We start from the raw sequence: 25,414 nt of genomic DNA, 5'->3' as shown, positions 1-25,414 counted from the left end.
CTACTCATGTTATGATTTATCCATTCGCGCAACCGCACCATGAAAACCAAATAACACAAGGCTTTCAGCCCCCAGCGATTCCAATTACCTAAAATCCCTATTAGGGATTGAAACAATTAGCTAGTGGGCAGGGGTTGGTAAACGGACTTGCATTCCAATTACCTAAAATCCCTATTAGGGATTGAAACGTATATAGTCTGAATGAAAAAGTATAAACTTGATATTCCAATTACCTAAAATCCCTATTAGGGATTGAAACAAACTTATGGCTAATTTACCATCTGATCAAAGCTTATTCCAATTACCTAAAATCCCTATTAGGGATTGAAACCCAGACGCCAAGAGAATCAAAATTTTTGAAGACTTATTCCAATTACCTAAAATCCCTATTAGGGATTGAAACGCATTTACAATTTGGGAATCCTGGATTTTTAAGCATTCCAATTACCTAAAATCCCTATTAGGGATTGAAACATGTGGCTAAGTACGCTTTAACCATAGGAATAACAAATTCCAATTACCTAAAATCCCTATTAGGGATTGAAACAATTGCTTAAATCGGGCTAAATCAGCTTTTATTTATTCCAATTACCTAAAATCCCTATTAGGGATTGAAACAGCTTATCGTAAAGATCGGGACTAACCAGCATATCCGAAGATTCCAATTACCTAAAATCCCTATTAGGGATTGAAACTGGTTGCTGTTTGTTCTACTAAAAAACCTCCTAATAAAATTCCAATTACCTAAAATCCCTATTAGGGATTGAAACCTTGCCCTCTCTTATCTGCCCATCACAGCTTTTTCAAATTCCAATTACCTAAAATCCCTATTAGGGATTGAAACTCTTTATTATCAATTTGATTCTATGGATTCTCACTCATTCCAATTACCTAAAATCCCTATTAGGGATTGAAACAAGCAACGCACCAAGAAGGAACGCAACTATCAAACATTCCAATTACCTAAAATCCCTATTAGGGATTGAAACCGGATGTCTGCGCTGATGTCTGCGGTCAATCTTAGCTAACATTCCAATTACCTAAAATCCCTATTAGGGATTGAAACTAAACGCCACATTCCTTTCACTGCAATGTGCGATATTCCAATTACCTAAAATCCCTACTAGGGATTGAAACAAACAACTCTATCGATGGCTGTGTGAGTATAGAGATAGTCCAGAGGTAAATTGTATGACTATTGAGACAGCTACCAAATATTACATCGCCAATAAGCCAGTGCGGCATAAAATCCTAGGGCTATTGACTATAGTCGATTTGTACCCATCCAGACTTGATAGCGTGCGTGTAAAACTTCCCAACGGGGTAGAAATGGATTGTCAACTTGAATTTCTGGAAGCCGTGTAGTGCTTAATTATCTGCGTCTTCCTGCATTCCTCACATGGGAATACATCTACTGCTAGCATTACACTTGGGTCGAGTACTACAAGAGATTGACCTAGTAATGGGGCGCTGCTAATGTCACGCAACACTTCTAAATGATGTTCGCTTGCTGCGATCGCATTACCATCAATAATTTTTACTCGATAACCTGGTAGCAAATCAGGCATTGTTGCATTCAGGTGGCCAATCGTAGCTTCCATTTGACTACCAACCTCTCTGACTAGCTCCCCACTGCTGCTTGGTTCGATACCATTGATCTTGTTGTATACCGAAGTGACTGAAACACCGATCTCTTCAGACAATGCTTGGTGGGCTGCATGTACTGATGGGTAGACTCCACAAACAACTAGGCTGATTAAATTCACGACTGTGGAGAATAGTAACTCTCGAGTGTATTGAGTTTTTGCACTACGTTCAAATAGCTCATCCAGTATCTGGGGACATAGTGCTTTCTCTAAAAGCCTACGAACCATCACCGAAACTGGACTTTCTTTTATAAATCGTTCAAACACCTGCCCTAGAAGTATTTCTCTTCTCCACCCAACAGATTTTCACCTATGCATGAGCAAACTACAAATTAAGCCATTACACAACACCTTGAAAGGGCTAGTCCTAGCCTGAGCGTGTTTCACGCCACATCAGGCAATAATGAAAGTAATTAAACTACTGTTAATTTGTCTAAGAAAGCTTATGCAGCACTTTTTATTCACTTGGCTTGGTACTGCGGTGGCATTATTGATCACTGCTAACATCGTTCCCGGATTCATTGTCAAGACTTTTGTAGCCGCCCTTGTTGCCGCTATTATTATAGGTCTGGTTAATGCATTTGTTCGACCAATTCTGCGTATTTTAGCGTTTCCAATTACCTTACTCACCTTTGGTTTATTTACATTTGTACTCAACGCCTTGACTATTTGGCTAGCAAGCGCCCTGACTCCTGGTTCTGGTTTTGAAATCAAGGGCTTTTTGCCTGCTTTGTTGGGTTCCATTGTGCTATCGATTGTCTCTAGCATGATTAACTATATTTTGAGAGTAGTTGATTAGGAAAAAGCAAAAGGTAATAGCAATTTCTTTTAAACGTAAAACATATTTTTTTGTAGAAACGTAGCATTGCTACGTTTCTACAGGATTTAAATGTATCGTGATTAACGGGGAATTGGTATAAGGATGTAGATGCGGATATGACGTCTACACACCTGATTCTTGGGCAACAGCTATCGTTACCGCACCTAGTTGCCCTTGTAACCGGAAAATTCGTTTAGGAACTAAGAAACCCACCGTCAAAACCTCTGTGCTTGCAAACAGAGGAAGTGTTGAGGAGGGAGTGAGTTGAGAAGCTGCCAAAATAGCAGCTGCCTCTGCTACGCTAGGTGTTCCCACCGCTTGGTTGATGATTGTGGCAGGGTTGGGGACAAAGATGGTGCGAAGGATTTCCGCTGAAAAGGTTTTTAAAGGCCAATTGCGTAGGCGGCAAATTTCTAATAAGCCAACTTCTGAGGCTTTAGTATCGATAGTAGCAATACCTGCGATCGCATCTTTAGCAAGTCGATTTTCTTGAAATACTTGCTCAATTGCCATGTCAATCAACTGTTCAGAGGTTCCTCTTTGACAACCAATTCCTACCCACAGAAGCTGTTGATGTAACTGCACTAGGTGCAATTTCTCATTCACTACAGCACCTATACTAAATTTAATTTTTTATTTATTGTTTCCTTGCATATTCACAACAAGCCTGCAAATCCGCTCAAATCAACCTTTTTTAAGGACTTGCTTATATTTAGCGTTCAGTATGATACATAAAAACTGATCTTTAGAATACTTTTCCCTCCAAGTAAAAACTATATTTTGTACATAGCACAGTAGGAAACGCCAAGAGGGAGACAAGGCACAAGGAAAAAGGTAATTTCCTTCTAAATTTTTAATCCTTGTGGCGCAAGCATTTTGCCTGCTCTCTTTTGGTATTCCAATTTTTCTTTTCTCCGCCGCAGCAAGCTCACAACAGCTGCGACGGAGTTTTGCTCTCTTGATGTCTCACTTTTTATGTCTCACTTTGGAACTCAGTTCTCTTTTACCTCCTTGGTATTTAAGTTAATAACTTTCATTTGATGATTTGTCAAGATGTTTATGAAAAAATTTAGAGAAAATTTTTCATCCAAAAAACACTTCGGTATATTTTCATTACTACAAAATTACTTTGATGTAGTACAATCAAGTTACAAAATAATTTTAAGTCCCAATATCCACCAATGAGTTCTGAGTACTCAGCAATCACCACACTCGTAGGTGGACTTTGGCAAACTATCTCTATAAGCGTAGCTATTCCTGTGCTCCAGCTTTTTGCAGACTCTGTACTACATGCTTGTATCCGTTAAATTCTGCAATCATCAAAGCAGTATAACCACCTCGGTTTTTCAAATTCACTTGTGCCCCAGCTTGAAGTAATATCTGCACAGCCTTACCATAACCAGCCGAGGCAGCCCACATTAACGCTGTTGCTCCTGCTGAGTCTTGAAAATTCACATCTGCGCCTTTTGTCAGTAGTAATTCTATTATCTCTATGTAATTACCTGTCGCTGCTTTGATTAAAGCAGTTTTGCCGTCATCTCCAGGAGTATTCGGGTTAGCACCATACTCTAGCAAAACCTTTACTGTTTTGGCGTGACCCTGCGCTACCGCCAGTGTTAAAGGTATCTCACCGAGGTTTTTTCCATTAATATTCCCTCCAAAACGCAGCAGTGCTTCAACGATTTGGTTATGTCCCTGTAACGCAGCTACAAGCAGTGGTGTATCACCCAGATGGTTTCTAATTTGCACATCCGCACCGCGATTAAGTAACGTTTGTATTACATCAACATAGCCTTCCACAACGGCGATGTGTAGGGCAGTTTCACCGTCTTGGTCTTGGAGATTAATCTCGGCATTTCGATTTAGTAAAACATCTGCGATCGCAGTATATCCTGCTGCGGCTGCGGCAGACAATGCAGTTCCACCACCAGAGTTTTTCATGTTCACGTCAGCATCTGCTTCTAGCAGTGCTTGTACAACCTCCAAATGTCCCAAGTCGGCTGCTACCATTAAAGGCGTCTCACCGTCTTCATCTTGGATATTGACGTCCGCACCACTTTGGAGAATTGCTTGGACAACTTCTATGTGTCCCTGCTTAACTGCCAGTTTCAAAGCAGTATCATCATCTTTATCGGCGATATTCACTTGAGCACCAGCAGCTAATAATACTTTGACAACATCGACATGACCTTTAAGTACCGCTGCCATTAAAGCTGTGCTGCCATCTTCATTAGTGGCGTTCACATCAGCACCTTTAGATACTAAAAGCTGCACAATGTCAAGCTGATTGGCACTAGTTGCCAACATCAAAGCCGTTAAGCCATAGAGTTTTCTGGGCAAGTTAATATTTGCCTTTGCATCTAGCAGCGATCGCACAATTTCGGTGTAGCCTAAATTGGCAGCAAACATTAGCGCTGTAGTGCCATTGCGATCGCACGCGTCCACTTTAGTACCAGCAGTTAGTAATGTACACAGCCGCTTGATATCACCACTTTTAGCAGCGTTCAGTAGCAAAGTATCGTTGTTTTCAGTCATGGATGAAATCTCGCACAAGCGAGTTTTGTTCGTCTACCCTCAAAATTTAGTTTGAGATTGTTTATCCACTTTTGCAAGAGGGTGGACGTTAAAGAGCAGGGGGAGCAAGGCGATTGGGGGTGCAGGGGGAGTAGAGGGATCAAAATCTTCCTCAATTTCCTTCTTCTGTTTTACTCTGTGCAACTTTAAGCACAGACAATAGAGTTATGCTAATTTTTATGAAGATTTAATACTTGGGCGAGGACACGATGAGTTTGGAACTTTCTCCATCGGTTAAATATGGGTTGAACTTTTTTCACCCAGTGATGATGTGGGTACTATTAGCACTCTCATTTTATGCTGCTTACTTGGGGCTAAAAGTACAGCGTACCAGAAATGCTCAGGGTGAAGAAAAGAAAGAACTGATCAAAGGTAGATATAACATTAAACACTACCAAATCGGGTCTATACTCTTAGCTTTGATGGTGGCAGGTGCGATCGGTGGTATGGCTGTCACTTACATTAATAATGGTAAATTATTTGTGGGGCCTCACCTGCTAGCAGGGCTAGGGATGACAGGTCTAATTGCATTTTCGGCTTCCCTGTCTCCTTATATGCAAAAAGGGGCGAATTGGGCACGCGCAACCCATATTCTACTGAATTTTGCACTTTTAGGGCTTTTCGTTTGGCAGGCTATATCTGGCGTGCAAATTGTCCAAAAAATTCTCACTCAGGCGTAGTCAGTAGTTAGGAGTCAAGAGTCAAAAGTTTTTTTGACTCTTGACTTTTGTATAGACGCTCAAAGAACGACTTCTCGTAAGAGTATAATCGCGTTTCTACTCTTGACTCACCGCTTTTTTTTAGAATTAATAGGAAAAGGTATTCCCAAAAAGTTATGAAAATCTTCCTGAACTTTGCGAGTTAAGCGGCGGGAGACTTGGCGGACTATTTGATTAAGTAAGCGATCGCCTGTAGATTGAATTAAGGACTTGGGTAATCGCTGAATAAACCTAGGAAAGTGAAGCTCAACTACCAAATCCAATTCCCATTCAACTCGTGTAACCTGACTATCACTGGTGTAAGCCTCATCTACCACGTTTTCTATTAACTGTAGCGCTGCCCGGTAGTCTACGTCATAACCAGGAGGTTGGTAGTTAGGAACAGGAATTGTACGGATGCGGTAAATACCCTCCTGTGGAGGTAATAATTCCAAACCAATTTTGGGCTCAACTTCATAACCAAAAGAAGCAAAACGACCAATTACTAAAGCGTAGCCATTTTCTCCCAGTGGTTGCACCTTCATCGGCTCAGCGCAACGCGAAAACCATAAGGCGTGAGCATCAAGATACTCCGCAACCTTAACAGCTGGAGCAGGCATTTCCATAAAGTCTTGATAACGACCGTAAAATTTGGTTAGCGTCGCCACATTTGCTTCTGTTAATACATTCTCAACTTCTGGTTGGCTTGATACCACAGGTAAAACTGCTTTTGTTATTTCTAAGGATTGATATTCGCCGTTTCTCGAAAGCATAAATGCAGTACTGTATATTTTGGCGTTTGTGTATATTAATAATTCCCAGCTTACTTGGGTTGTTTTGCACTAATGTCCTATTTTGACGGAAACCTCAATAATCTGCCATCAACTCCATAGAATTACTAAAATTAAAGAACTGAACAAGCACACATTAGTTTCCCAGGATAGCGTTAATCATGAAAGCATTTGTAGCAGGAGCAACAGGTGAAACAGGTCGCCGGATTGTGCAACAGCTAATAACGCGGAATATTCCCGTCCGAGCCTTGGTAAGGGATACGGACAAAGCTAGGGGTATTTTGCCTCCAGAGACAGTATTGGTGACAGGTGACATATTACAACTCGAAAATCTGACTGCTGCTTTGGGAGATAGCACTGTCCTGCTGTGTGCTACTGGCGCACAACCTAGTTTTGACCCCACTGGGCCCTACAAGGTGGATTTTGAAGGTACTAAAAATTTAGTTGATGCTGCTAAGGCAAAAGGAATTAAGCATTTTGTCTTTGTTTCTTCTTTGTGTACTTCCCAGTTGTTCCATCCGTTGAACTTGTTTTGGCTGATTTTGGTGTGGAAAAAGCAAGCTGAGGAGTACATCCAGAAAAGTGGTCTTACGTATACGATTGTACGACCTGGTGGGTTGAAGAATGAAGATAACCCCAACGCCATTGTGATGCAGAGTGCTGATACATTGTTCGACGGTAGTATCCCTAGGGAAAAAGTCGCTCAAGTTTGCGTTGAGGCGCTATTTGAACCAGCCGCAGGTAATAAAATTGTTGAGGTTGTTGCCAAACCAGAGGCTACCTATAAAAGCTTCAAAGAGCTATTTGCTAACGTCGCCTGATTAAATGGTGGTGAGTCCAGAGTCAAAAGTCAAAAGTTCCAACATATATGAATCCTTCACTGTTGACTCTTGACTCTAATATAGTAATCCGATTTGATTCGTGAACTGACTCGTAGAGATAGGGGATGGGGGATGGGGGATAGGGAATAGGAAAAAAAGGGAGTTAGAGATGTACGCAGTTTTTTCCAAAATCAAAAAATCAAATAGGAATCCTACTATAGATGAACTTTGCTGGAATAAGTGCGTCAATGGTTGTTGTTAGCTACAGAGAGCCAATAGGAAGGAGTTAGACTCTGAAAGGCTTTGAATTCAAAGGCGTTGAAAAACTGATTGGGCCAATAGCCGCACTTCTCGGCTTGGTGTGTTTATTACAGTGGTATATTTATGGTGAACTGCGATCGCCTTCTGATCCCGTCTTTGAAGTCAAACAGCCACCTTTGGTTATGAAAGGGGGCGACCCTTATATCCGTGCTTTGATGCGAACCATCTCAGCAAGTGAGGCTAATAGCAGCCGTCCCTATTCGCTTTTGTATGGTGGACAACAGATTAACGACCTCAGCCGACATCCGGAGATATGCGTCACAATTGTCACAGGCCCCAACACAGGTAATTGTTCAACCGCTGCTGGTAGATATCAAATCATTAACATTACTTGGTATCGCTTAGCTCCCCGTTATCACCCAAAGCCATCGCAGTTAATGTTTTGGGCTACTTATAGTTTTGAACCAGAGTATCAAGATAGAGTCGTTTACCGTTGGTTGAGTGATTCGCAAGTTTGGGGAACTGATATTTCTCAGCTACTGCGTCAGGGAAAGTTAAATGATGTTCTGCGGCGACTCTCTCCTACTTGGACAAGTCTAGGATATGGCATTGAAACTAATTCCATTAGTAGCTCTTTGCCTAAGGTTTACCAGAAAATGCTGCAAGAGGAATTAAACGCAGCTAAGCAACCAGCATCACAGAAGTTAACCCCATCCCCAACTCCTTCCAGCAGGCAAGTAGAGAAGCAGCCAAAGAAGCAGTGAACTTATCCTAGTTTTTAACTGACTGTGTAAAAATTTTTTGACATTTTGCACAAATGCCAAGGTATTTTCAAAGTGAATGTTATGCCCAGCATGATTAATTATTTCTAGCTGGCAAAATTCACATATTTTAGTAATTTTTATATTGATATCTATAAATTTCTCATCATATTCTCCAGCAAGCAAAAGCATGGGAATTGTGTTTTTTTTAAGCTGTTCCCACAAAGAAGGTTGGGAGCCAGTACCCATGAAGCGCAGGGATTTATCTAATTCCATTGGATTATTTTGCAGCCGACTTTCTATCATGTGGCTATATTCTGGATGATTTTTTACATAACCAAAAATTTTTTGATTATACCAATTTGATATAAAAGCTGCAAATTCAATTCTGTCAGTACTTCTGATTAATTTCCTCGCTATTTGCGTATCATGTCTAATTCGTTCTAATCGTTCTGCTTCCGTTGCCAAACCTGGGGAAGCTGACTCTAAAACTACTTTATAAAAACGTTCTGGAAAGTGTAGGGTGAGGTATAAGCCCAATCTTCCACCCATTGAATAACCAACTAAGAAACATTTGGTAATTTTCAACTTGTCTAGTAAGTTGATTAATGCATAAGCAGTATTTTCGATTGTGTAATACTCGTCCCCACCCAAAACTTGAGTTTTGCCGTGTCCTGGCAGATCAAGTATCAAAGAAGAAAAATCGTTAGATAGTAGTTTTATGGCTTGGTCAAATTCATTAATATCACCCATGAAGCCATGCAAAAAAGTAATTAGTGGTTTGTTTAAATTGCCAATTAAAGAATAGTGAAATTGATAATTTTTTCGGGTCATAGATAGGTGGACAAGAATATTTCCAAATTTGACCTTCAGCACAAACACCAAATGTCCTTTATCCACAAAATATCTTGTGATGCTAGCTGACTATTTGTGTTTTTTGAAACATTAAGGCAAAAATCGATCTAAAGCAGCTTTTAACTGTTCAATTTCAACTTCCATATTGCCCTCCTTGGCGGCTCTGGCAATACACTCAGTTAAGTGTTCATCTAGAACAATTCGCGCTACCCGATCTAATGCGCCCCGGACTGCGGCAATTTGCAACAAAACATCAGGACAAGAGCTACTTTGCTGCACCATTGTCTTAATACCGCGAACATGTCCTTCTATACGCGATAATCGATTGACAATTCGCCGTAATGACTCTTCACTATGGATGTGAGGATGAACCGACTTGCCATGTTCAGGAGTATTGTCTGTATGCTCGTGGTCTGTATGGTGATTGTGGGAGTTTTCTACTTGCTGGGATATGGGCAAGGATTCTTGACCTAATCGGTTTAATCCATTCATGGGTTATGAAAATGCTGGTAGTACTAAGATCCTAGCCTAACTGGGAACTGGGGACTGGGGAAGAGTTTTCCAAATCCTCAATTATGGGGTAAAATCCGTACCTCTAAAGGGTGAATCTCCATAATAGCTTTTAGGCTGAAAATTCCATTAAGTTGATTACAGGTAATTGCACCATACCTCAACTCCAACATTGGGGAGAGTAAGCGAAACCTAAAGCACAGAGTAAACGTCAATTCTGCAAAAATAACTGTAGATAGATTCGTCACGATTAAACAACAAAATTACGTTTATTAATTAGGTTCTGATTATGCGATTTTCCAAATTACCCCGGTTTATACGTCAACTAGGTACTCATGTTTTAGCGATCGCTCTAGGGATTACGTTAACGGTTAGCAGCCTCCACGTATTGCCCTCTCAAGCAGAACCTGCGCCCCTTACAGCTGCTGGAGATGCGCCAGAACTAATTGCCCAACGCCAATCACCAGTGAATGCTGCTATTGGTAGCAGTAGTTTTGTGACAGCAGCAGTCAAGCGCGTTGGTACAGCAGTTGTACGCATTGATACAGAACGTACAATTACTCGTCGTGTCGATCCATTTTTTGAAGACCCGTTGTTCCGTCGGTTTTTTGGTGAGGGCTTACCTCAACAGATGCCTTCTGAGCAATTGCGCGGTCTAGGCTCTGGTTTTATTCTTGATAAGAGCGGGTTAGTTTTGACCAATGCTCATGTGGTCGATAAAGCTGATAAGGTGACAGTGCGGCTCAAAGATGGTCGCACCTTTGAAGGGAAGGTTCAAGGTATTGATGAAGTCACAGATTTGGCGGTAGTCAAGATTAACGCTGGTAATGATTTGCCAGTTGCGCCCTTGGGTTCTTCTAATAATGTACAGGTAGGAGACTGGGCGATCGCAGTTGGTAATCCTTTGGGATTTGATAACACCGTTACCTTGGGAATTGTTAGTACCCTCAAACGTTCCAGCGCTCAAGTCGGTATTAGTGATAAACGCTTGGACTTTATTCAGACAGACGCCGCCATTAACCCTGGGAACTCTGGCGGGCCACTATTAAATGATCGCGGTGAAGTAATTGGTATTAATACAGCGATTCGTCCTGATGCGATGGGTATTGGGTTTGCTATTCCTATTGATAAAGCTAAAGCGATCGCATCTCAACTGCAACGTGACGGTAAAGTTGCTCACCCCTATTTAGGTGTGCAAATGCTAACTTTAACACCCCAGTTAGCTAAGCAAAATAACACTGACCCTAATTCTCCTATCCAAATACCAGAAGTTAACGGTGTTTTGGTAATGCGAGTTATACCCAAATCCCCAGCGGCGACTGCGGGTGTCCGGCGAGGAGATGTAATTCTTCAAGTTGATGGTAAACCAATCACCACTGCCGAACAATTGCAAAACATTGTCGAAGATAGTCGCCTCGGTCAAACTTTGCAGTTAAAAGTGCAACGGGGTAATCAGACACAGCAACTTTCAGTCCGTACCGCTGAGTTGCAAAATGCTTCTTCTTAGTAAATGATTTCACCATTTCGTATAACCCATCATTACACCTCGATCCATGATCCAAGAATGCGATGAAGAGTTGGATTGGTGAGTGAGCGCAGTAATGGAGAGCCACTTCCGAATTCTGAACAAGTAAGTTGATTGTGGTTGACTCGTGAACTACCCCGCCGTAAGACGAACGGGGCTTCCCAATTCATCGGGAATAGCCATCAATTACCCCGTAGTTTTTTTGGTCTGACATTCCCTCCAAGGGCAGGAGTCCTGGTTCCCAAGACCCAAATTTTTTTCTTCTCCCAAGGGGAGACGCCAAGGGCGATGCAACATATACCTATTAGCTTGGTTTTCGCTTATGGCATTGATGGTCAAGACGCTATCTATCTTACCAGAAAATCCTGGGGATTCGTCATCCATCCAGAATTTGTTTTTACCAAGTAAAAAATCAATTCTAGATGGAATCCTCACCCCCCGCTCCATATCCCCACCCTACTAAAAGTTGAGGGTGGGGACTTCCGCGAAGCGTTAAATAATCGCCCTTCACTCACAATAATTGACCCTTGGATCTAAGATATTGCAGTTCAGAGGTTAAAATTCCGAGTTCGGAGGTTAAAATTCCGAGTTTAGAGGTGAAAGTTCCGAGTTCGGAGGTTAAAATTCCGAGTTCAGAGGTAAAAGTTTCGAGTTATGAAGGTGAAAACTGGAGTTCTGAGCCTAAATGGTGGAGATAATTAAGTAAAGAACGTGGGTAAGGGCACGGCAATAACGTGCCCTTACCCACGTTCTTTACCGAAAGACGAGCGGAAAGCCCCTGACTTCAGGCATGGGGATGAACGCGGCTGCGACTAAAGTCGCCTACAATCTTTGGATATCTCTTGTCGATTGATGATTATTTTTGCGCTACGATGGTCAGCGTAACTTGGAGAAATCCGATGCTAGTTTTTGAGTTTAAAACCTACGGAAAACAAAAGCAGTTCGCCGCTATTGATGAAGCTATTCGTACCGTGCAGTTTATTCGGAATAAGTGCATCCGTTTGTGGATGGACGATCCAAAGACTGGCAAGTACGACTTGAGCAAACAAAGCGCGGTTTTAGCTGGTCAATTTCCGTTTGCGGACAAACTCAATTCAACAGCCCGTCAAGCAGCAACAGAACGTGCGTGGGCGGCAATCTCTCGTTTTTATGACAATTGCAAGGCGAAGATTTCTGGTAGAAAAGGTTATCCCAAATTTCAAAAAGATAATCGCTCAGTTGAGTACAAAGCATCAGGATGGAAGCTTGCAGACGACCGTAAATCAATAGCATTCATTGATAAAAATGGGATTGGTCGATTAAAAATCAAAGGTACTCGCAACCTGAACTTTTATCAACCAGACCAAATTAAGCGGGTGAGATTGGTTAAACGGGCTGACGGCTATTATGTTCAATTTTGTATCCAAGTAGATCGCAAAGAAGTCATTGAGCCAACTCATAGAACCATTGGTTTAGATGTTGGATTAGAGTCTTTCTACACCGATTCGTTGGGCAATAAAGTTGAGAATCCTCGGTTCTACCGGACTGGGGAACAGAAGATGAAACGCTCACAAAGACTTGTTTCTCGCAAGGTTAAAGGCTCTAGCAATAGACGTAAGGCTAGAATTAAATTAGCTAGAGTTCACCTCCAAATAAGTAGGCAACATCAAGACCATGCTATTAAATTGGCGCGGTGCGTAGCTACATCTAAACGATGTCATCGTCTACGAAGATTTGAGGATAAAGAACATGGTTAAAAATCATTGTCTGGCGAAGTCAATTAATGACGCTGGATGGTATCAGTTTCGAGTTTGGCTAGAGTATTTTGGCAAGGTTTTTGGGCGGATAACTATTGCTGTCAACCCTGCCTACACGTCTGCTGAATGCTCTAGCTGTGGCCTAATTGTGAAGAAGTCGCTGTCTACTCGCACTCATGTTTGTCAATGTGGATGTAAGTTAGATCGCGACCACAACGCTGGTATTAATATCCTTAACTCAGGATTGGGTACTACAGGGCATGTAGGAACCTTTGCGCTCGACGCAAGCAACGCTTGGGGAGACAAGCCCTCTATCTTGATTGGTGAAAACCAGTTAGGGTAAGGCATGTCGCAGAGCCAAGAATCCCCCGCATTCATGCGTGGGGAGTGTCAATCCAAACATATTTACGGCAGACTTCGCAGGCTGCCTTGGCTTCCTCTGTTTGCGGATTGGTGAAGATGGGATGGTAGCGCAACCTGTCGCAACAGACTTGCAACCATCCACGCCAACCACCCCGCCACAACCGCACCGTACCGTCAGCACCGCCACTGACAATTATCTGCCCATCTGTGCTAATGGTGACAGAATTGACACTACCCTCATGACTATGCAATGGTTCAGCTAAGGGGAGACCTTGGCGATTCCATAACCGCACTGTGCCGTCACTACCCCCACTGACAATTGTCTGCCCATCTGTGCTAATGGTGACAGAATTGACATCACCCTCATGACCACGCAATGGTTCAGCTAAGGAAAGACCTTGGCAGTTCCATAACCGCACTGTGCCGTCACTACCCCCACTAACAATCGTCTGCCCATCGGCGCTGATGGCGACAGAATTGACATAACCCTTATGACCACGCAATGGTTGAGTTAAGGGAAAACCTTGGCGGTTCCACAACCGCACTGTGCCATCACTACCCCCACTGACAATTATCTGCCCATCGGCGCTGATGGCGACAGAATTGACACTACCCTTATGACCACGCAATGGTTCAGCTAAGGGAAGACATTGGTGGTTCCACAACTGAACTGCGCCGTAACTATTGCCATTGATAATCGTCTGCCCATCGGCGCTGATGGCGACAGAATTGACATAACCTTGATAATCAACGGTAGGTTCAGCTAAGGGAAAACCTTGATGGTTCCACAACCGCACCGTGCCCTCACCACCACAACAGACAATTGTCTGCCCATCGGCGCTGATGGCGATAGAAGAGACAACATGCTCATGACTACGGAATGGTTCAGCTAAGGGAAGACCTTGGCGGTTCCATAAACGCACCGTGCCCTCACTACCCCCACTGAAAATCGTCTGCCCATCGGCGCTGATGGCGACAGAATTGACACTACCCTTATGACCACGCAATGGTTCAGTTAAGGGAAAACCTTGGTGGTTCCACAACCGCACCGTGGCGTCACCACCACCACAGACAATCGTCTGCCCATCGGCACTGATGGCGGCAGACTTGACCAAACCCCGATAATCAAGCAATGGTTCAGCTAAAGGAAAACCTTGGTGGTTCCACAACCGCACTGCGCCATCACTACCGCCACTGATAATCGTCTGCCCATCGGCGCTAATCGCGACAGAATTGACACTACCCTTATGACCACGCAATGGTTTAGCTAAAGGAAGACCTTGGTGGTTCCACAACTGCACCGTGCCATCACTACCGCCACTAATAATCGTCTGCCCATTGGCGCTAATAGCGACAGAATTGACACTACCCTTATGACCACGCAATGGTTTAGCTAAAGGAAGACCTTGGTGGTTCCACAACTGCACCGTGCCATCACTACCGCCACTGATAATCGTCTGCCCATCGGCGCTGATAGCGACAGAATTGACCAAACCCTGATAATCAAGCAATAATTCAGCTAAGAGAAGACCTTGGTGGTTCCACAACCGCACCGTGCCACCACTACCGCCACTGACAATCGTCTGGCCATCGGCGCTAATAGCAACAAAAGAGACAACATGCTCATGACCACGCAATGATTTAGCTAAGAGAAGACCTTGGTGGTTCCACAACCGCACCGTGCCATCACTACCGCCACTGACAATCGTCTGCCCATCGGCGCTAATAGCGACAGACCTGACATAACCCTTATGACCACGCAATGGTTCAGCTAAGGGAAAACCTTGGCGATTCCACAACCGCACCGTGCCGTCACGACCACCACTGACAATCGTCTGGCCATCGGCGCTAATAGCGACAGAATTAACCAAACCCTCATGACCACGGAACGGAATGGAGACTCTTACTTTATTCATTACCCGATTCAAACTATTCTCAACTGGTGCAAGAATCTGCTGAGGTAATTTCTCTAGATTCTCACCCATAGCTTGAATTGCCAAAACCAGACTATCTAGGGGGTAGAAAGACAATAAATTCTCTACCCTCGCGGCTTTTTCTCGCAATTGTGATTCAGTGAGCGCTTTTTCTAATGTGGCAATCTGGTGCTGTTCAAAAGCATCGCTGAGTTGGTAAAAATTCTTTGTTTGAGGTGATGATAAAGACTCTAGCTGTTCCCAATTTTCCCGCACCTCTGCCAGCAATCCCCCCTGTATTAAGTATTTTTCATTCTCCCTTCTGTTCAACCACTCGCGTAAAGCATCAGCTAACCTATCATTCAACCGTCGCAAATCTCGGTCTTGTTGTCGCCATTGGGCAAATCGCTGCCAACCCTCAATTAAGGCTTCGTGAGCTAAATCAATCCACGCTTTTTCTTGTTCATCTTTGCCAGCTACCAGCAAACGTCCTTTCACTAATCCTTCATCTAGCAATTCACTTAATGCTTCCTGCTTTTCTTGCTCATTACTTGCAATGGTTAACAGTTCAACTTTTGGTTGACGCTGTCTGGTATCCTTTTCCCCCTTTCCCGTTCGCACTAATCGCAGGAAAATTTGCTGAATCCAGTTTTTCTGTTGTTCATCTCGTTCTTTAGTCGGGGGATCCTGCTGATAATCTTCGTAAAGATAAACATTTTCTGCATGAAGATTCAGCGCCCCTGTCAATCCTTGGAAGTTTTCATACTGTTCTAAGGTGAGCTGATGCTTTTGTTGGTCGCGTTTTTCCCAGAGTCTAGTTAAAGCAAACTCCATCAACGGCAAGTATCCCGGTTCTTTACCAACATCTTCTAAAATTTTCAGTACTAGTTTTTCTTCAACACTATGACCTTGGAGTTTAGCAGGTTCGGTTATTGTCTCTTTTAAATCAACTCCAGTGATACGCGGCATCAAAACAAGCTGATTTTCAATCAATTTATTTAAAGACGGAAAGTCTAAACATCGTTCTAGAAAATCCGATCGCATGGTAATCACAACTGCTAACCGCGAATCGGTTATCTCTACTACCTGAGTCAGCAATTCAATAAATCTGTGCTTGTCTTCAGCAACAGAGACAGTAAATAGTTCCTCAAACTGATCTACTACCAATAAAAATTTTTCTGCCCCTGTGAGATGCTCCAAAATTCTAGGTAAAGGATTCGCTTCATTAGTAATCAACTCCCAAAGCAATCTTTCTGTTTTCGCTCCCTGAAAAAATGCTTTCAGAGTTCCTCGCAATTCCTGCAAAGGCTGAAATCCTGGCTTAATTGGCGGTAAAATTTGCCAGACACTATCATCTAATTCTGGAATCAAACCCGCCTGAACTACAGAAGATTTACCACTCCCGGAAGCACCAATAATCGGAACAAAGGGCTTTTGTGCCAGTTTCTCCAAAATCTTCCTCACAACCTGCTTGCGCCCAAAGAAAAACTGTTTTTGTTCAGCTTCAAAGGCTTTTAAACCTTGGTAAGGACATTCTTCCTTTACCTCAAAGGTTGGAGCTTGTGTTTGATTGTTGTGGGTAATTAGAGTAATGGAACGCCCCCAACCCATGCGGATTGGTTCTTGACCACTGCCTTTGAGTTCTGTAGCAAGTTTATCGAAAAGGCGATCGCCTGTCACTTTTCCATGATCATTAGTGTTGTTTGGTGATAAACCTGCCAGCAAAGCTGTTGTAAAAATACTATGTTGCTCACTTTTATTTGCATAAGCTTGTTGAAAACCTCTGCAAGCAGCAATAAAGTAGTAATCGCGCTGTGAAATAAAGGCAGTCAGAGTTTTTTCGATGAGATTGCGTTCTAAAAATTCACCGCTATGACAGCAATCTAACAGCACTACTAGACTACTCAGGTCGGAGTCTCTAATTAAATTGTTGAGACTCAGAAGACTAATCCCGCCTGTTTGTTCAATAATTTGCTTACCTTGAGTCACAATTGTCAAGTCATAAGTTGCTAGATATGCTTGTTGTGTTCCTAAGCTGTCAGAGACGGTGATGCCATGCCCTGTAAAGTAAATTAGGGCTTCGTTTTTAACTGCTTGTTGTTGCAAAAGTGTTTTTAAAGCTTCAGCCAACTTAGTTGTACAAACTTTCCCCTTGAGAACGGCAATATCCTCAAAATCACCATGCGCTTTTAGTACCTGCGCGACTGCTTCTGCATCCGTAGCTGGTTTTGTGAGGTTGTTAATCTGACTTTTGTAATCTGTAATGCCAACTACAAGCGCGTAACGAGCCATCTATACATATTTAAGTTGTCTGTTACAGAATAAGATAACGTAAATACACTTAAAATCTGAGGGCTTGATGTCGAACATAGAACGTTTAGTCTTTGAAGAAGACGGGGAAATCTATACAATTCTCTTCGAGTCAAAGGAAACGCCAACTGTTCCAGAAGTACTTACACCAGAGGTTGATGACGATAAAGAATCCTACGGCTTTCGAGAAGAGGCATTTGTCAAGATTGAGGAAGTTCACCATCAAATTCGAGCTTATACCAAATATGCTATTGGCGCTTTCAAAAATTTAGGTGCAGCTGAAGTTGAAGAGATTACTTTGAAGTTTGGCTTGAAGATAGGCGGAAAAACTGGTATCCCTTTCGTAACTGAAGGTTCCGCGGAGAGTAATTTTGAAATTGAGGTTAAGTGTAAGTTTCCTGAAAATAAGCACACGCATACGACGTAGGGGTACGGCAATGCCGTGCCCCTTGAGAAAAATCGCACATCGCGCTAGTCTTCATGTGTCAGTTGCAAGGACAAACGTCTTTGTTTGGGATGCTCGATCTGGGCTAAAGCTCAGTGGCTTCAGCCCTGAGTTGCTTACTGACGTAACTGCACGCGTAACATTAGGCGATGACTAATCAACTCTCCCCCAAAATTCCCTCTTGCACTTGGAGTCGTCCCATTGGTTTAGGCTGGGATAAGCCTTATACCGTCCGCTACATTAGTAATATCGATGATGGCCCTTGGCATGGTATGCCTTTAGGTGGCTTTGGTGCAGGTTGCATCGGTCGTTCTTCACGGGGAGATTTTAATCTGTGGCATATTGATGGCGGTGAACATATCTTCAAGAACGTCTTTGCCTGTCAATTCAGTGTATTTGAGTCTAATAGCTCTTCTTCCCAAGCCTACGCTTTATGTACGCAAGCGCCAGAAGATGGCACTCTCAAAGCTTGGCACTGGTATCCTACACTTGACGGTACGGAGGGGACAGGCAATTATCACGCGCTATACCCACGTAGCTGGTTTGTGTATGAAAATGTATTTCAAGCACAGTTGACTTGTGAGCAATTTTCCCCAGTATGGGCAGATAATTACCAAGAAACTAGCTACCCTGTGGCAGTATTCCTCTGGAATGCTCACAACCCTACAGATACACCTATTACCCTTAGCATTATGCTCACTTGGCAAAATATGGTGGGCTGGTTTACCAACGCCCTCAAATCTCCTAAAGTGCGGGTGCGCGATGATGGTAGTCCAGTTTACGAATATCAACCGCGCTGGGGCGAAAGTAAAGGGAACTATAACCAGATAGTTGAAAATACACAACAATTTGGCTGTGTTTTAGGTCGAGTTGGTAATGATGCTTTGCAGGAAGGGGATGGAAGCTGGTGTATTGCGACGCTCAAACATCCCCAAGTGGAAGCGTTTCACCACACCCGCTGGAATCCTGTGGGAATGGGTGAGGATGTGTGGCAAAGTTTCGCGGCTGATGGCTCTTTGCCTAATTATATAGATGCAACTCCAGCGCTAGAAGGTGAACAAATAGGGGCTGCGATCGCACTTCGTTTTACTCTCCAACCAGGCGAAACTCTAGAAATCCCTATTGTACTGGCTTGGGATTTCCCGATCACAGAATTTGCCGCGGGGGTTAACTATTACCGCAGATATACAGACTTTTTTGGTAATGATGGCAATAATGCTTGGGCGATCGCATCTACTGCGCTACAACAATACCAAAGTTGGCGATCGCAGATTCAAAGTTGGCAACAACCCATTCTCGACCGAGAAGATTTACCCGATTGGTTTAAAATGGCTCTATTTAATGAGCTTTACGATCTCACCAGCGGCGGTACTCTCTGGAGTGCTGCATCAAAACTTGACCCCATCGGTCAGTTTGCAGTATTAGAATGCTTAGATTACCGCTGGTACGAAAGTCTAGATGTGCGGTTGTATGGTTCTTTTGCTCTGCTGATGCTGTTTCCCGAGCTGGAAAAGTCGGTGATGCGCGCATTTGCACGCGCAATTCCTCAAGGTGATAATACTCCCCGGATAATTGGCTATTACTTGACAATCAAGGCAGAAAGTCCGATCGCAGTTCGCAAAGTCCCAGGTGCAACACCCCACGATTTAGGCGCACCCAATGAACACGTTTGGGAAAAAACCAACTACACCAGCTATCAAGACTGCAATTTATGGAAAGATTTAGGTAGTGACTTTGTATTGCAAGTATACCGAGATTTTCTACTCACGGGTGCTGACGATGTGGAATTCTTAGCAGATTGCTGGGATGCGATCGCCCAAACCCTCGACTACCTAAAAACTTTTGATCTTGATGGTGATGGGATTCCGGAAAATTCCGGTGCGCCTGATCAAACCTTTGATGATTGGCGATTACAAGGCGTAAGCGCCTATTGTGGTGGGTTGTGGTTAGCGGCGCTACAAGCAGCGATCGCCATCAGCGAAGTTTTATTAAATCACAATCTTGGCGATATTAGGGCGATGGCGGTTCAAAAATCCACCTATGAAAACTGGTTAGAACAATCTCGCCCCATCTACGACGAAAAACTTTGGAATGGTCAATATTACAAACTTGATAGTCAGAGTGGTTCTGATGTGGTGATGGCAGATCAGTTGTGCGGACAATTCTACGCGCGTCTGTTGGAATTACCAGATATTGTACCAAGCGATCGCGCCCTTTGTGCCCTGAAAACTGTTTATGATGCTTGCTTTGTGAAATTCTGCCAAGGTGAGTTTGGTGCTGCTAATGGTGTTCGTCCCGATGGTTCACCAGAAAACCCTAAAGCTACTCATCCGCTGGAAGTCTGGACGGGAATAAACTTTGGACTAGCGGCTTTTCTTGTGCAGATGGGAATGAAGGATGAAGCATTTAAGTTGACACAAGCTGTGGTACAACAAATTTACGATAATGGGCTGCAATTCCGCACACCTGAAGCTATCACCGCTGCTGGTACTTTCCGTGCTAGTACGTACCTCCGGGCAATGGCAATTTGGGCAATTTACTTAGCTATTAAGTAATGGTGTATCAACCAAAATCATCTTAAAGATCAACAGTGGTCAGTTGTAATCACTACTAACCACTGCTGATGAATCTCTTTTAATATGGAGGTTTTAGGCATTTGCGAACAACGCCATTGAGGTTGACAGCTACGTTATTAGTGCGCTCAATCGCCGAGTCATCTAACTTTTGATTTGCAACTTTAGATACATGTAGACACATATAGATGTTTTCGTATGTGCGTTTCAAAATGTACCTAGTATTCATCTGATAAAGCAGAGACTACATCTAACATTTTATTTTCCGGGTGTTTCCGGAAGCGAAGAAAAATTTAAGTAATGGTAAGAGTTGAAAGATTTAGAACTCCAGACTACTGGTTAAAAAAATGCCAATATCACCAGATCCATCCATAAAAATTCCTAATATTTCCCAGATTATGTTCACAATTGTCAATTTTATTCCGAAACAAATTATTCGACGGCAATTTCAACGTAAAAATTAGGACAACTCAAGGAATGAATACTGGATAAAGAGCAAGTAAAACTTTGAATCAAGTATGAGATGTTTATTGACAACGAGAGTCGAAATTTTATCAGAATGCATCAGAAGATGATTAATACTGTGGTATAAACAGGAATTCGGTTTTGCTAGTAAAATTTTTTTTCCAAACTTTCCCTTACGGAAAGCTACTGAGAAATGATACCTGCCAATACGGGGGTAAACGCTTGAGCCTCAACACCTTGCGTAACTTGGCACGGAGAGATTGTATGGGTGCGTCTGTCCAGAATTTAGCAGAAGCAGCCCAAACTTTAGGATATGAAGTGCTATCGGTAAGGGCGAGCTTAAGTAAGTTGGACTCATATTATAACCCTTGGATAGCTCATTGGCAAGCAATTCATTATGTAATTGTCTGGCGAGTTAAAACGATCGCATATTGATAAGAGGCAGGTGTAGGCGATGGTTCTTGCGCCCAGGGTATGCCCTGCTTTTAAACCCCACAGAAAATTTGGATGCTCTCAAAAGCGAAAAAGTCTCTCTAACGCTGAAAAATTTTTATTGATGGTTTACTTACTACCTTTCTCATCTCCCGTCGTCTCTCCACTGTTCGTCATGCCGACTCTCTCCTCGTTATATACCCAGGTATCTTTACTCAACAAGGCACTCATCAGGAAGTAACGGCAATTGGCAGTTTTATTATTAATTTACCCAACTACAATTGCATTTATAATTTTACTTTTATTATTTGATTAGATGTCAGAGATGTATATCATACTCTTACTAAGTAAGATTAGTAATTTTTCTAATAATTAAATTTGTGTAAGTTACTAAACTATTTCAGGCTATACAGTCTTAATTTTTCATGAACTTATTTCTTTAAGCATCTCTTTGTAGTTGTTTTGCTATATTTGGCTGATATGTAATTAAGGTTTTTTGAAAAATAACATAAACTTGAATTTTTCGCAACATATTTATCTGTTATTTTTGACTAACAATCATGAAAAAATCACGAAAAAGCTACTCTAACTTTGTCAAATTTTTATAGCTGTAAACCTTGATAGCAAACCTTTATTCTCCATATATAGAATTTTCTAATCTCTGAAGTACAAAAATAATCCTCAATAACTATATTTGGCAATAATTTTACAAACATTAGCCATATTGCTGCCAAATTGAAGGGTGTAACACCTCATAGTTAATAATAAATTTTCTAGTATATTAAGGATAATCAAGGTTAAAAAATAACAGTAAGCGAGGGGTAATACCCCCTATAGATTAGATAAAATGGACAAACACAAAAGTTGCACAATACATAAGGTAGTTTTGAAATATTTTCAGTAGATTTGATTTATAGACATGCTAATTTAGCAGATAATATGAAGAACAAATACATAATACAAATCTGAATTTTGTTCTTGATATTCAAAAATGAATTATATTTCTCTACTAGCCTAAATAAATGTGCAAACTTACTGAAGGCTCTTTAAGTTGCAAGCAATATTATATACAGGCTGTTAAATCAGGAAAACTAATTGAGTTAGAAGTAGGGAAATTAAACAGGATAAAACTGCATCTACAAAAGCCACACCCGGATTTTTATCTTGCCAGTCGCATGACAGGACAAGAGGTAAATTTTTACCTTTTACTTATTAACAAGCAAAAGCTACAGCCGAGAAGTAACCAGCAGCAATTTCCTCGGTTAATCGGAGGGAATCTGGAGAACTACGGTTAAGCAGCCAACACACAAATTAAAAACAGCAAGACAAATAAACACTATGAATCAACACGTTCCTGGCATTAGTAGCAACTTAGACAAGACAATGAAAAATCAACATTTTGATAAAGTAGTTGAAGCAATTCTTGCCGGAAAGTATTCCTGGGCATGTGTTTTAATGCTGCGATTTGCTGGCTACAATCCTCTACATTACATTCCCTACCGCACATACAACCGATTGCTCAAAGAAAATACTCAAGCTAGTAGGTCGAACCAGCAGCAAAATGAAAATATAAAAATAGTCAAACATTCCACTGATTCAAGATCTGATAGTAATGTTTCGCCAGGCTGCTTAAGTAAAATTAAAGATCTAGCTTATCTTAAAGTAGTTGGCAAGTAAAAAACAGCTGTCTATTTACAGCTTGAAAGTACTCAAGAGATTTCCTTAAAATCTGGGGGTTACACCAAAGAGTATGTTAAATCCATAGATTTTACTCTACATCTGAGGGAGTATCCCGTTTTGGCAGATCGCCCTGCGCTAAGGCGCACGCTACGCGAACAGACTAGAAGTCTGGGGCTATACAAACTAAACCCGCGCAGGCGGGTTTGGGAGAGTCCGCGTCGGCGGACTTCTCTGCGAGACGCTATTGGTGAACGTTTGTGTAGCCGCGATTTCCAATCGCCCGGTGTTTCTTCCAAAGATGGATGCTCCCACATCTGATTGAGTATTTCATAACCTACCATGCTAATTTAAAATCTCTAGCACGGTAGGTTTTATAGCAGTTTGCAATTGTACTAAGTTCCGGTTTTTAATATAGGAATCATATTTGATTTCTGAAAAAAATTCAGTACATCTTTATTACTTCTTCTCCATGCCCCATTCCCCATTGCCTCTTCGCCCCTAATCCCCAAAGGGGGCCCCACATTCTCCATTCGGTGTCTCTACGAGTCAGTTCACGAATCAAATCGGATTACTATATATCAGCATGGGATGTAATAAATCTCATGAGCTATCTTCAAAAATCTGCCAAAATGGCAAATATATACTGTTGGAATAATTTAAATTATAAATAGTAATTTAAATAAAAAGACAGAGGTACTTGGCAAGCAAATTAATTTTTTAATTATGACCATGAAGTACATTTAACTGATTGCTAAAACAGTCAGTATTTCATGGATTAGATAGCTTCTACACCAAAATTGACGAGCTAACCGTTGCTGCTGGTGGTTCTTTTTCCAAGGAAGTATGAGCAAATAAAATTTGGAGTGGCTGCTTCCCAGAAGTCCGGGCGGAACTTCAGCAAGTCAATCTAAACTTTGTACGTCTTCTGCCGGTGGCAAACGGCAAAAGCAAAGCTTATAGAACTTCCTGTAATACGGTTGGTGTTGCTTGAGTTCAAAAAACTCACTTTTAGCACCAGCACTAAAAATGGAAATAGGAAAGTTACGGTTAAATCATTGTTCTGGCTTGTAGAACTTAGAGCTAATACGCTTCTCTTTTGGCTAACGTAATCCTAGTCCTCCCAACCGGGATTATGTCTGCTTGGTAAATTGGCAATTTATATAGCAACTACTGGAAGCTAAACAATTTGAATAGCTTCCAGTTTTTTATGTGTAAATAGTAGAGACGTTGTATTGCAACGTCTCTACAGGTAACAAAAAATTGGTCGTTTTACCGAAGACAAATTGGGTTTTTGCGATTACGGAATGGATGCTTTAGGTCGTGAGGCAAGAGTGCGATCGCACTCTTGCCAAAACTGAAAAGTAATTCATTGATTAATTAAATTAATCAAAAATATTATCAATTCGTAGTAATATATCATAGGCATTAACTATCTCCAGCTATCTCTGATTGTTAGCGCTCTTAAATTCACAATCGGTAAGACTATAGCGTGAGCCTAATTCTTTATTTCCTCCGTCATGGACAGACAGAAGCTAGCCGCAATAATGCTTTTTGTGGTTCTATAGACTCAGAACTTACCGCAGAAGGCTTGGAAATGGCAAAAGCTTTTGCATCTGCATACATTTCTACACCTTGGACTGCAATCTTTTGCAGTCCAATGAAACGAACTGTGGCAACAGCAAAACCCCTATGTGCAGCCATAGGGATAAAACCAGAACTAAGAGATGGTTTGAAGGAAATTAACTATGGCCAGTGGGAAGGAAAAACGCCAGAAATAATTAGCCGTGAATATCACGATGATTATATTCGTTGGTCAGCCGACCCGGCTTGGTACGCGCCTACTGGTGGGGAAATGGCAGTGACAATTGCTTCTCGTGCCTTGCAGGTAATTGAAGAAATTAAGCATCTTTATAAGAGTGGCAACGTTTTAGTTGTTGCCCATAAAGCAACTATCAGAATAATTCTGTGTAGTTTGCTAGGAATTGATGTGGGACGCTTCCGGTTTCGTTTGGGATGCCCTGTCGGTTCAGTCAGTATTGTAGAATTTGGCTCACATGGCCCACTATTGAAGGCTTTGGCAGATCGCACTCATTTAGATGAGCGTTTGCGAAATTTACCGGGTACATGAGGGGAGACAATTTGCTCTGTAAACCATCATCGGCGCAGATTTCAGCACGAATTTTGTCGAAGGTTAGCCGCAAGAAAGATTTGCCCTTGCCACAATCTCTTTTGCCA

General features: G+C 42.1%; 19 protein-coding genes, 2 pseudogenes and 1 CRISPR repeat array. Of the genes and pseudogenes, 14 read left to right on the top strand and 7 right to left on the bottom strand.

The window, feature by feature from the left end:
* Positions 1-77: 77 nt before the first annotated feature.
* Positions 78-1,137: a CRISPR direct-repeat array (repeat unit 37 nt; unit sequence ATTCCAATTACCTAAAATCCCTATTAGGGATTGAAAC).
* Positions 1,138-1,191: 54 nt separating this feature from the next.
* Positions 1,192-1,365: a hypothetical protein gene (locus IQ246_RS04530; protein WP_194000526.1), complete on the top strand. Its 174-nt coding sequence runs from the start codon at positions 1,192-1,194 to the stop codon at positions 1,363-1,365.
* Here IQ246_RS04530 and IQ246_RS04525 read toward each other — a convergent pair.
* Positions 1,338-1,913: a hypothetical protein gene (locus IQ246_RS04525; protein ID WP_194000524.1), complete on the bottom strand. Its 576-nt coding sequence runs from the start codon at positions 1,911-1,913 to the stop codon at positions 1,338-1,340. The two genes, IQ246_RS04530 and IQ246_RS04525, sit on opposite strands and share 28 nt — an antisense overlap.
* 178 nt (positions 1,914-2,091) lie before the next feature.
* On the opposite strand from IQ246_RS04525, the gene IQ246_RS04520 reads away from it, so the two are divergent.
* Positions 2,092-2,445 (top strand): phage holin family protein, encoded by a 354-nt coding sequence (locus tag IQ246_RS04520; RefSeq protein WP_194000522.1) that lies wholly within the window; start codon positions 2,092-2,094, stop codon positions 2,443-2,445.
* A 144-nt stretch (positions 2,446-2,589) separates the two neighbouring features.
* On the opposite strand, the gene IQ246_RS04515 is transcribed toward IQ246_RS04520, so the two are convergent.
* Together IQ246_RS04515 and IQ246_RS04510 are read right to left on the bottom strand one after the other, a co-directional pair.
* Positions 2,590-3,072: a cobalamin biosynthesis protein gene (locus IQ246_RS04515; RefSeq protein ID WP_194000520.1), complete on the bottom strand. Its 483-nt coding sequence runs from the start codon at positions 3,070-3,072 to the stop codon at positions 2,590-2,592.
* Positions 3,073-3,717: 645 nt separating this feature from the next.
* Positions 3,718-5,001 (bottom strand): ankyrin repeat domain-containing protein, encoded by a 1,284-nt coding sequence (locus IQ246_RS04510; protein ID WP_194000518.1) that lies wholly within the window; start codon positions 4,999-5,001, stop codon positions 3,718-3,720.
* 248 nt (positions 5,002-5,249) lie between these two features.
* Between IQ246_RS04510 and IQ246_RS04505 the strand changes: the two genes are divergently transcribed.
* Positions 5,250-5,720 (top strand): DUF4079 domain-containing protein, encoded by a 471-nt coding sequence (locus tag IQ246_RS04505; RefSeq protein WP_194000516.1) that lies wholly within the window; start codon positions 5,250-5,252, stop codon positions 5,718-5,720.
* A gap of 107 nt (positions 5,721-5,827) precedes the next feature.
* Here the strand turns inward: IQ246_RS04505 and IQ246_RS04500 are convergent, their stop codons facing one another.
* On the bottom strand, positions 5,828-6,511 hold the full coding sequence (locus IQ246_RS04500; protein ID WP_194000514.1) for a DUF1997 domain-containing protein: 684 nt from the start codon (positions 6,509-6,511) through the stop codon (positions 5,828-5,830).
* A 179-nt stretch (positions 6,512-6,690) separates the two neighbouring features.
* Here IQ246_RS04500 and IQ246_RS04495 point away from each other — a divergent pair, with 179 nt between their 5' ends.
* Together IQ246_RS04495 and IQ246_RS04490 are read left to right on the top strand one after the other, a co-directional pair.
* On the top strand, positions 6,691-7,350 hold the full coding sequence (locus IQ246_RS04495; protein WP_194000512.1) for an NAD(P)H-binding protein: 660 nt from the start codon (positions 6,691-6,693) through the stop codon (positions 7,348-7,350).
* Positions 7,351-7,679: 329 nt separating this feature from the next.
* Positions 7,680-8,375: a glycoside hydrolase family protein gene (locus tag IQ246_RS04490; protein WP_194000563.1), complete on the top strand. Its 696-nt coding sequence runs from the start codon at positions 7,680-7,682 to the stop codon at positions 8,373-8,375.
* On the opposite strand, the gene menH is transcribed toward IQ246_RS04490, so the two are convergent.
* On the bottom strand, positions 8,316-9,206 hold the full coding sequence (menH, locus tag IQ246_RS04485) for a 2-succinyl-6-hydroxy-2,4-cyclohexadiene-1-carboxylate synthase (RefSeq protein ID WP_194000510.1): 891 nt from the start codon (positions 9,204-9,206) through the stop codon (positions 8,316-8,318). The two genes, IQ246_RS04490 and menH, sit on opposite strands and share 60 nt — an antisense overlap.
* Before the next feature lie 111 nt (positions 9,207-9,317).
* Positions 9,318-9,719, bottom strand: coding sequence for a metal-sensitive transcriptional regulator (locus IQ246_RS04480; protein ID WP_194000508.1), 402 nt, complete (start codon positions 9,717-9,719; stop codon positions 9,318-9,320).
* Positions 9,720-10,026: 307 nt separating this feature from the next.
* On the opposite strand from IQ246_RS04480, the gene IQ246_RS04475 reads away from it, so the two are divergent.
* From IQ246_RS04475 to IQ246_RS04465, 3 genes and pseudogenes are all read left to right on the top strand, one after another.
* Complete coding sequence (locus tag IQ246_RS04475) at positions 10,027-11,244, top strand: HhoA/HhoB/HtrA family serine endopeptidase (RefSeq protein WP_194000506.1); 1,218 nt, start codon at positions 10,027-10,029, stop codon at positions 11,242-11,244.
* 138 nt (positions 11,245-11,382) lie between these two features.
* Positions 11,383-11,670, top strand: a complete 288-nt coding sequence (locus tag IQ246_RS04470; RefSeq protein ID WP_194000504.1) for a hypothetical protein — start codon at positions 11,383-11,385, stop codon at positions 11,668-11,670.
* 491 nt (positions 11,671-12,161) lie between these two features.
* Positions 12,162-13,341: pseudogene (locus tag IQ246_RS04465) on the top strand (RNA-guided endonuclease InsQ/TnpB family protein).
* A 31-nt stretch (positions 13,342-13,372) separates the two neighbouring features.
* Here the strand turns inward: IQ246_RS04465 and IQ246_RS04460 are convergent.
* Positions 13,373-17,566 (bottom strand): caspase family protein, encoded by a 4,194-nt coding sequence (locus IQ246_RS04460; protein ID WP_194000502.1) that lies wholly within the window; start codon positions 17,564-17,566, stop codon positions 13,373-13,375.
* A gap of 67 nt (positions 17,567-17,633) precedes the next feature.
* Between IQ246_RS04460 and IQ246_RS04455 the strand changes: the two genes are divergently transcribed.
* The 6 genes and pseudogenes from IQ246_RS04455 to IQ246_RS04430 all read left to right on the top strand — a co-directional run bounded on the left by IQ246_RS04455 (position 17,634) and on the right by IQ246_RS04430 (position 25,307).
* Positions 17,634-18,011, top strand: a complete 378-nt coding sequence (locus tag IQ246_RS04455) for a CU044_2847 family protein (RefSeq protein ID WP_194000500.1) — start codon at positions 17,634-17,636, stop codon at positions 18,009-18,011.
* 167 nt (positions 18,012-18,178) lie between these two features.
* Entirely contained in the window at positions 18,179-20,584 is a 2,406-nt protein-coding gene (locus IQ246_RS04450; protein ID WP_194000498.1) for a GH116 family glycosyl hydrolase, read from the top strand.
* Between the two features lie 687 nt (positions 20,585-21,271).
* Positions 21,272-21,603 (top strand): annotated as a pseudogene (locus tag IQ246_RS04445) (cysteine peptidase family C39 domain-containing protein); the annotation flags it as partial.
* 918 nt (positions 21,604-22,521) lie between these two features.
* Entirely contained in the window at positions 22,522-22,794 is a 273-nt protein-coding gene (locus IQ246_RS04440) for a hypothetical protein (protein ID WP_194000496.1), read from the top strand.
* A gap of 43 nt (positions 22,795-22,837) precedes the next feature.
* Positions 22,838-23,176, top strand: a complete 339-nt coding sequence (locus tag IQ246_RS04435; protein ID WP_194000494.1) for a HetP family heterocyst commitment protein — start codon at positions 22,838-22,840, stop codon at positions 23,174-23,176.
* A 1,492-nt stretch (positions 23,177-24,668) separates the two neighbouring features.
* A complete protein-coding gene (locus IQ246_RS04430; protein WP_194000492.1) occupies positions 24,669-25,307 on the top strand; it encodes a histidine phosphatase family protein in 639 nt (212 codons plus the stop codon).
* Positions 25,308-25,414 lie beyond the last annotated feature (107 nt).

The sequence above is a fragment of the aff. Roholtiella sp. LEGE 12411 genome (genome assembly GCF_015206995.1).
GTDB lineage: Bacteria > Cyanobacteriota > Cyanobacteriia > Cyanobacteriales > Nostocaceae > Komarekiella.
This window is presented reverse-complemented; position numbering and strand designations above follow the sequence as displayed.

Bases quoted from the DNA above. Each gene is read 5' to 3' on its own strand.
- IQ246_RS04530 (WP_194000526.1), top strand. From the start codon at position 1,192: ATGACTATTGAGACAGCTACCAAATATTACATCGCCAATAAGCCAGTG.
- IQ246_RS04520 (WP_194000522.1), top strand. From the start codon at position 2,092: ATGCAGCACTTTTTATTCACTTGGCTTGGTACTGCGGTGGCATTATTG.
- IQ246_RS04510 (WP_194000518.1), bottom strand. From the start codon at position 5,001: ATGACTGAAAACAACGATACTTTGCTACTGAACGCTGCTAAAAGTGGT.
- IQ246_RS04505 (WP_194000516.1), top strand. From the start codon at position 5,250: ATGAGTTTGGAACTTTCTCCATCGGTTAAATATGGGTTGAACTTTTTT.
- IQ246_RS04500 (WP_194000514.1), bottom strand. From the start codon at position 6,511: ATGCTTTCGAGAAACGGCGAATATCAATCCTTAGAAATAACAAAAGCA.
- IQ246_RS04495 (WP_194000512.1), top strand. From the start codon at position 6,691: ATGAAAGCATTTGTAGCAGGAGCAACAGGTGAAACAGGTCGCCGGATT.
- menH (WP_194000510.1), bottom strand. From the start codon at position 9,206: ATGACCCGAAAAAATTATCAATTTCACTATTCTTTAATTGGCAATTTA.
- IQ246_RS04480 (WP_194000508.1), bottom strand. From the start codon at position 9,719: ATGAATGGATTAAACCGATTAGGTCAAGAATCCTTGCCCATATCCCAG.
- IQ246_RS04475 (WP_194000506.1), top strand. From the start codon at position 10,027: ATGCGATTTTCCAAATTACCCCGGTTTATACGTCAACTAGGTACTCAT.
- IQ246_RS04460 (WP_194000502.1), bottom strand. From the start codon at position 17,566: ATGGCTCGTTACGCGCTTGTAGTTGGCATTACAGATTACAAAAGTCAG.
- IQ246_RS04455 (WP_194000500.1), top strand. From the start codon at position 17,634: ATGTCGAACATAGAACGTTTAGTCTTTGAAGAAGACGGGGAAATCTAT.
- IQ246_RS04450 (WP_194000498.1), top strand. From the start codon at position 18,179: ATGACTAATCAACTCTCCCCCAAAATTCCCTCTTGCACTTGGAGTCGT.
- IQ246_RS04440 (WP_194000496.1), top strand. From the start codon at position 22,522: ATGTGCAAACTTACTGAAGGCTCTTTAAGTTGCAAGCAATATTATATA.
- IQ246_RS04435 (WP_194000494.1), top strand. From the start codon at position 22,838: ATGAATCAACACGTTCCTGGCATTAGTAGCAACTTAGACAAGACAATG.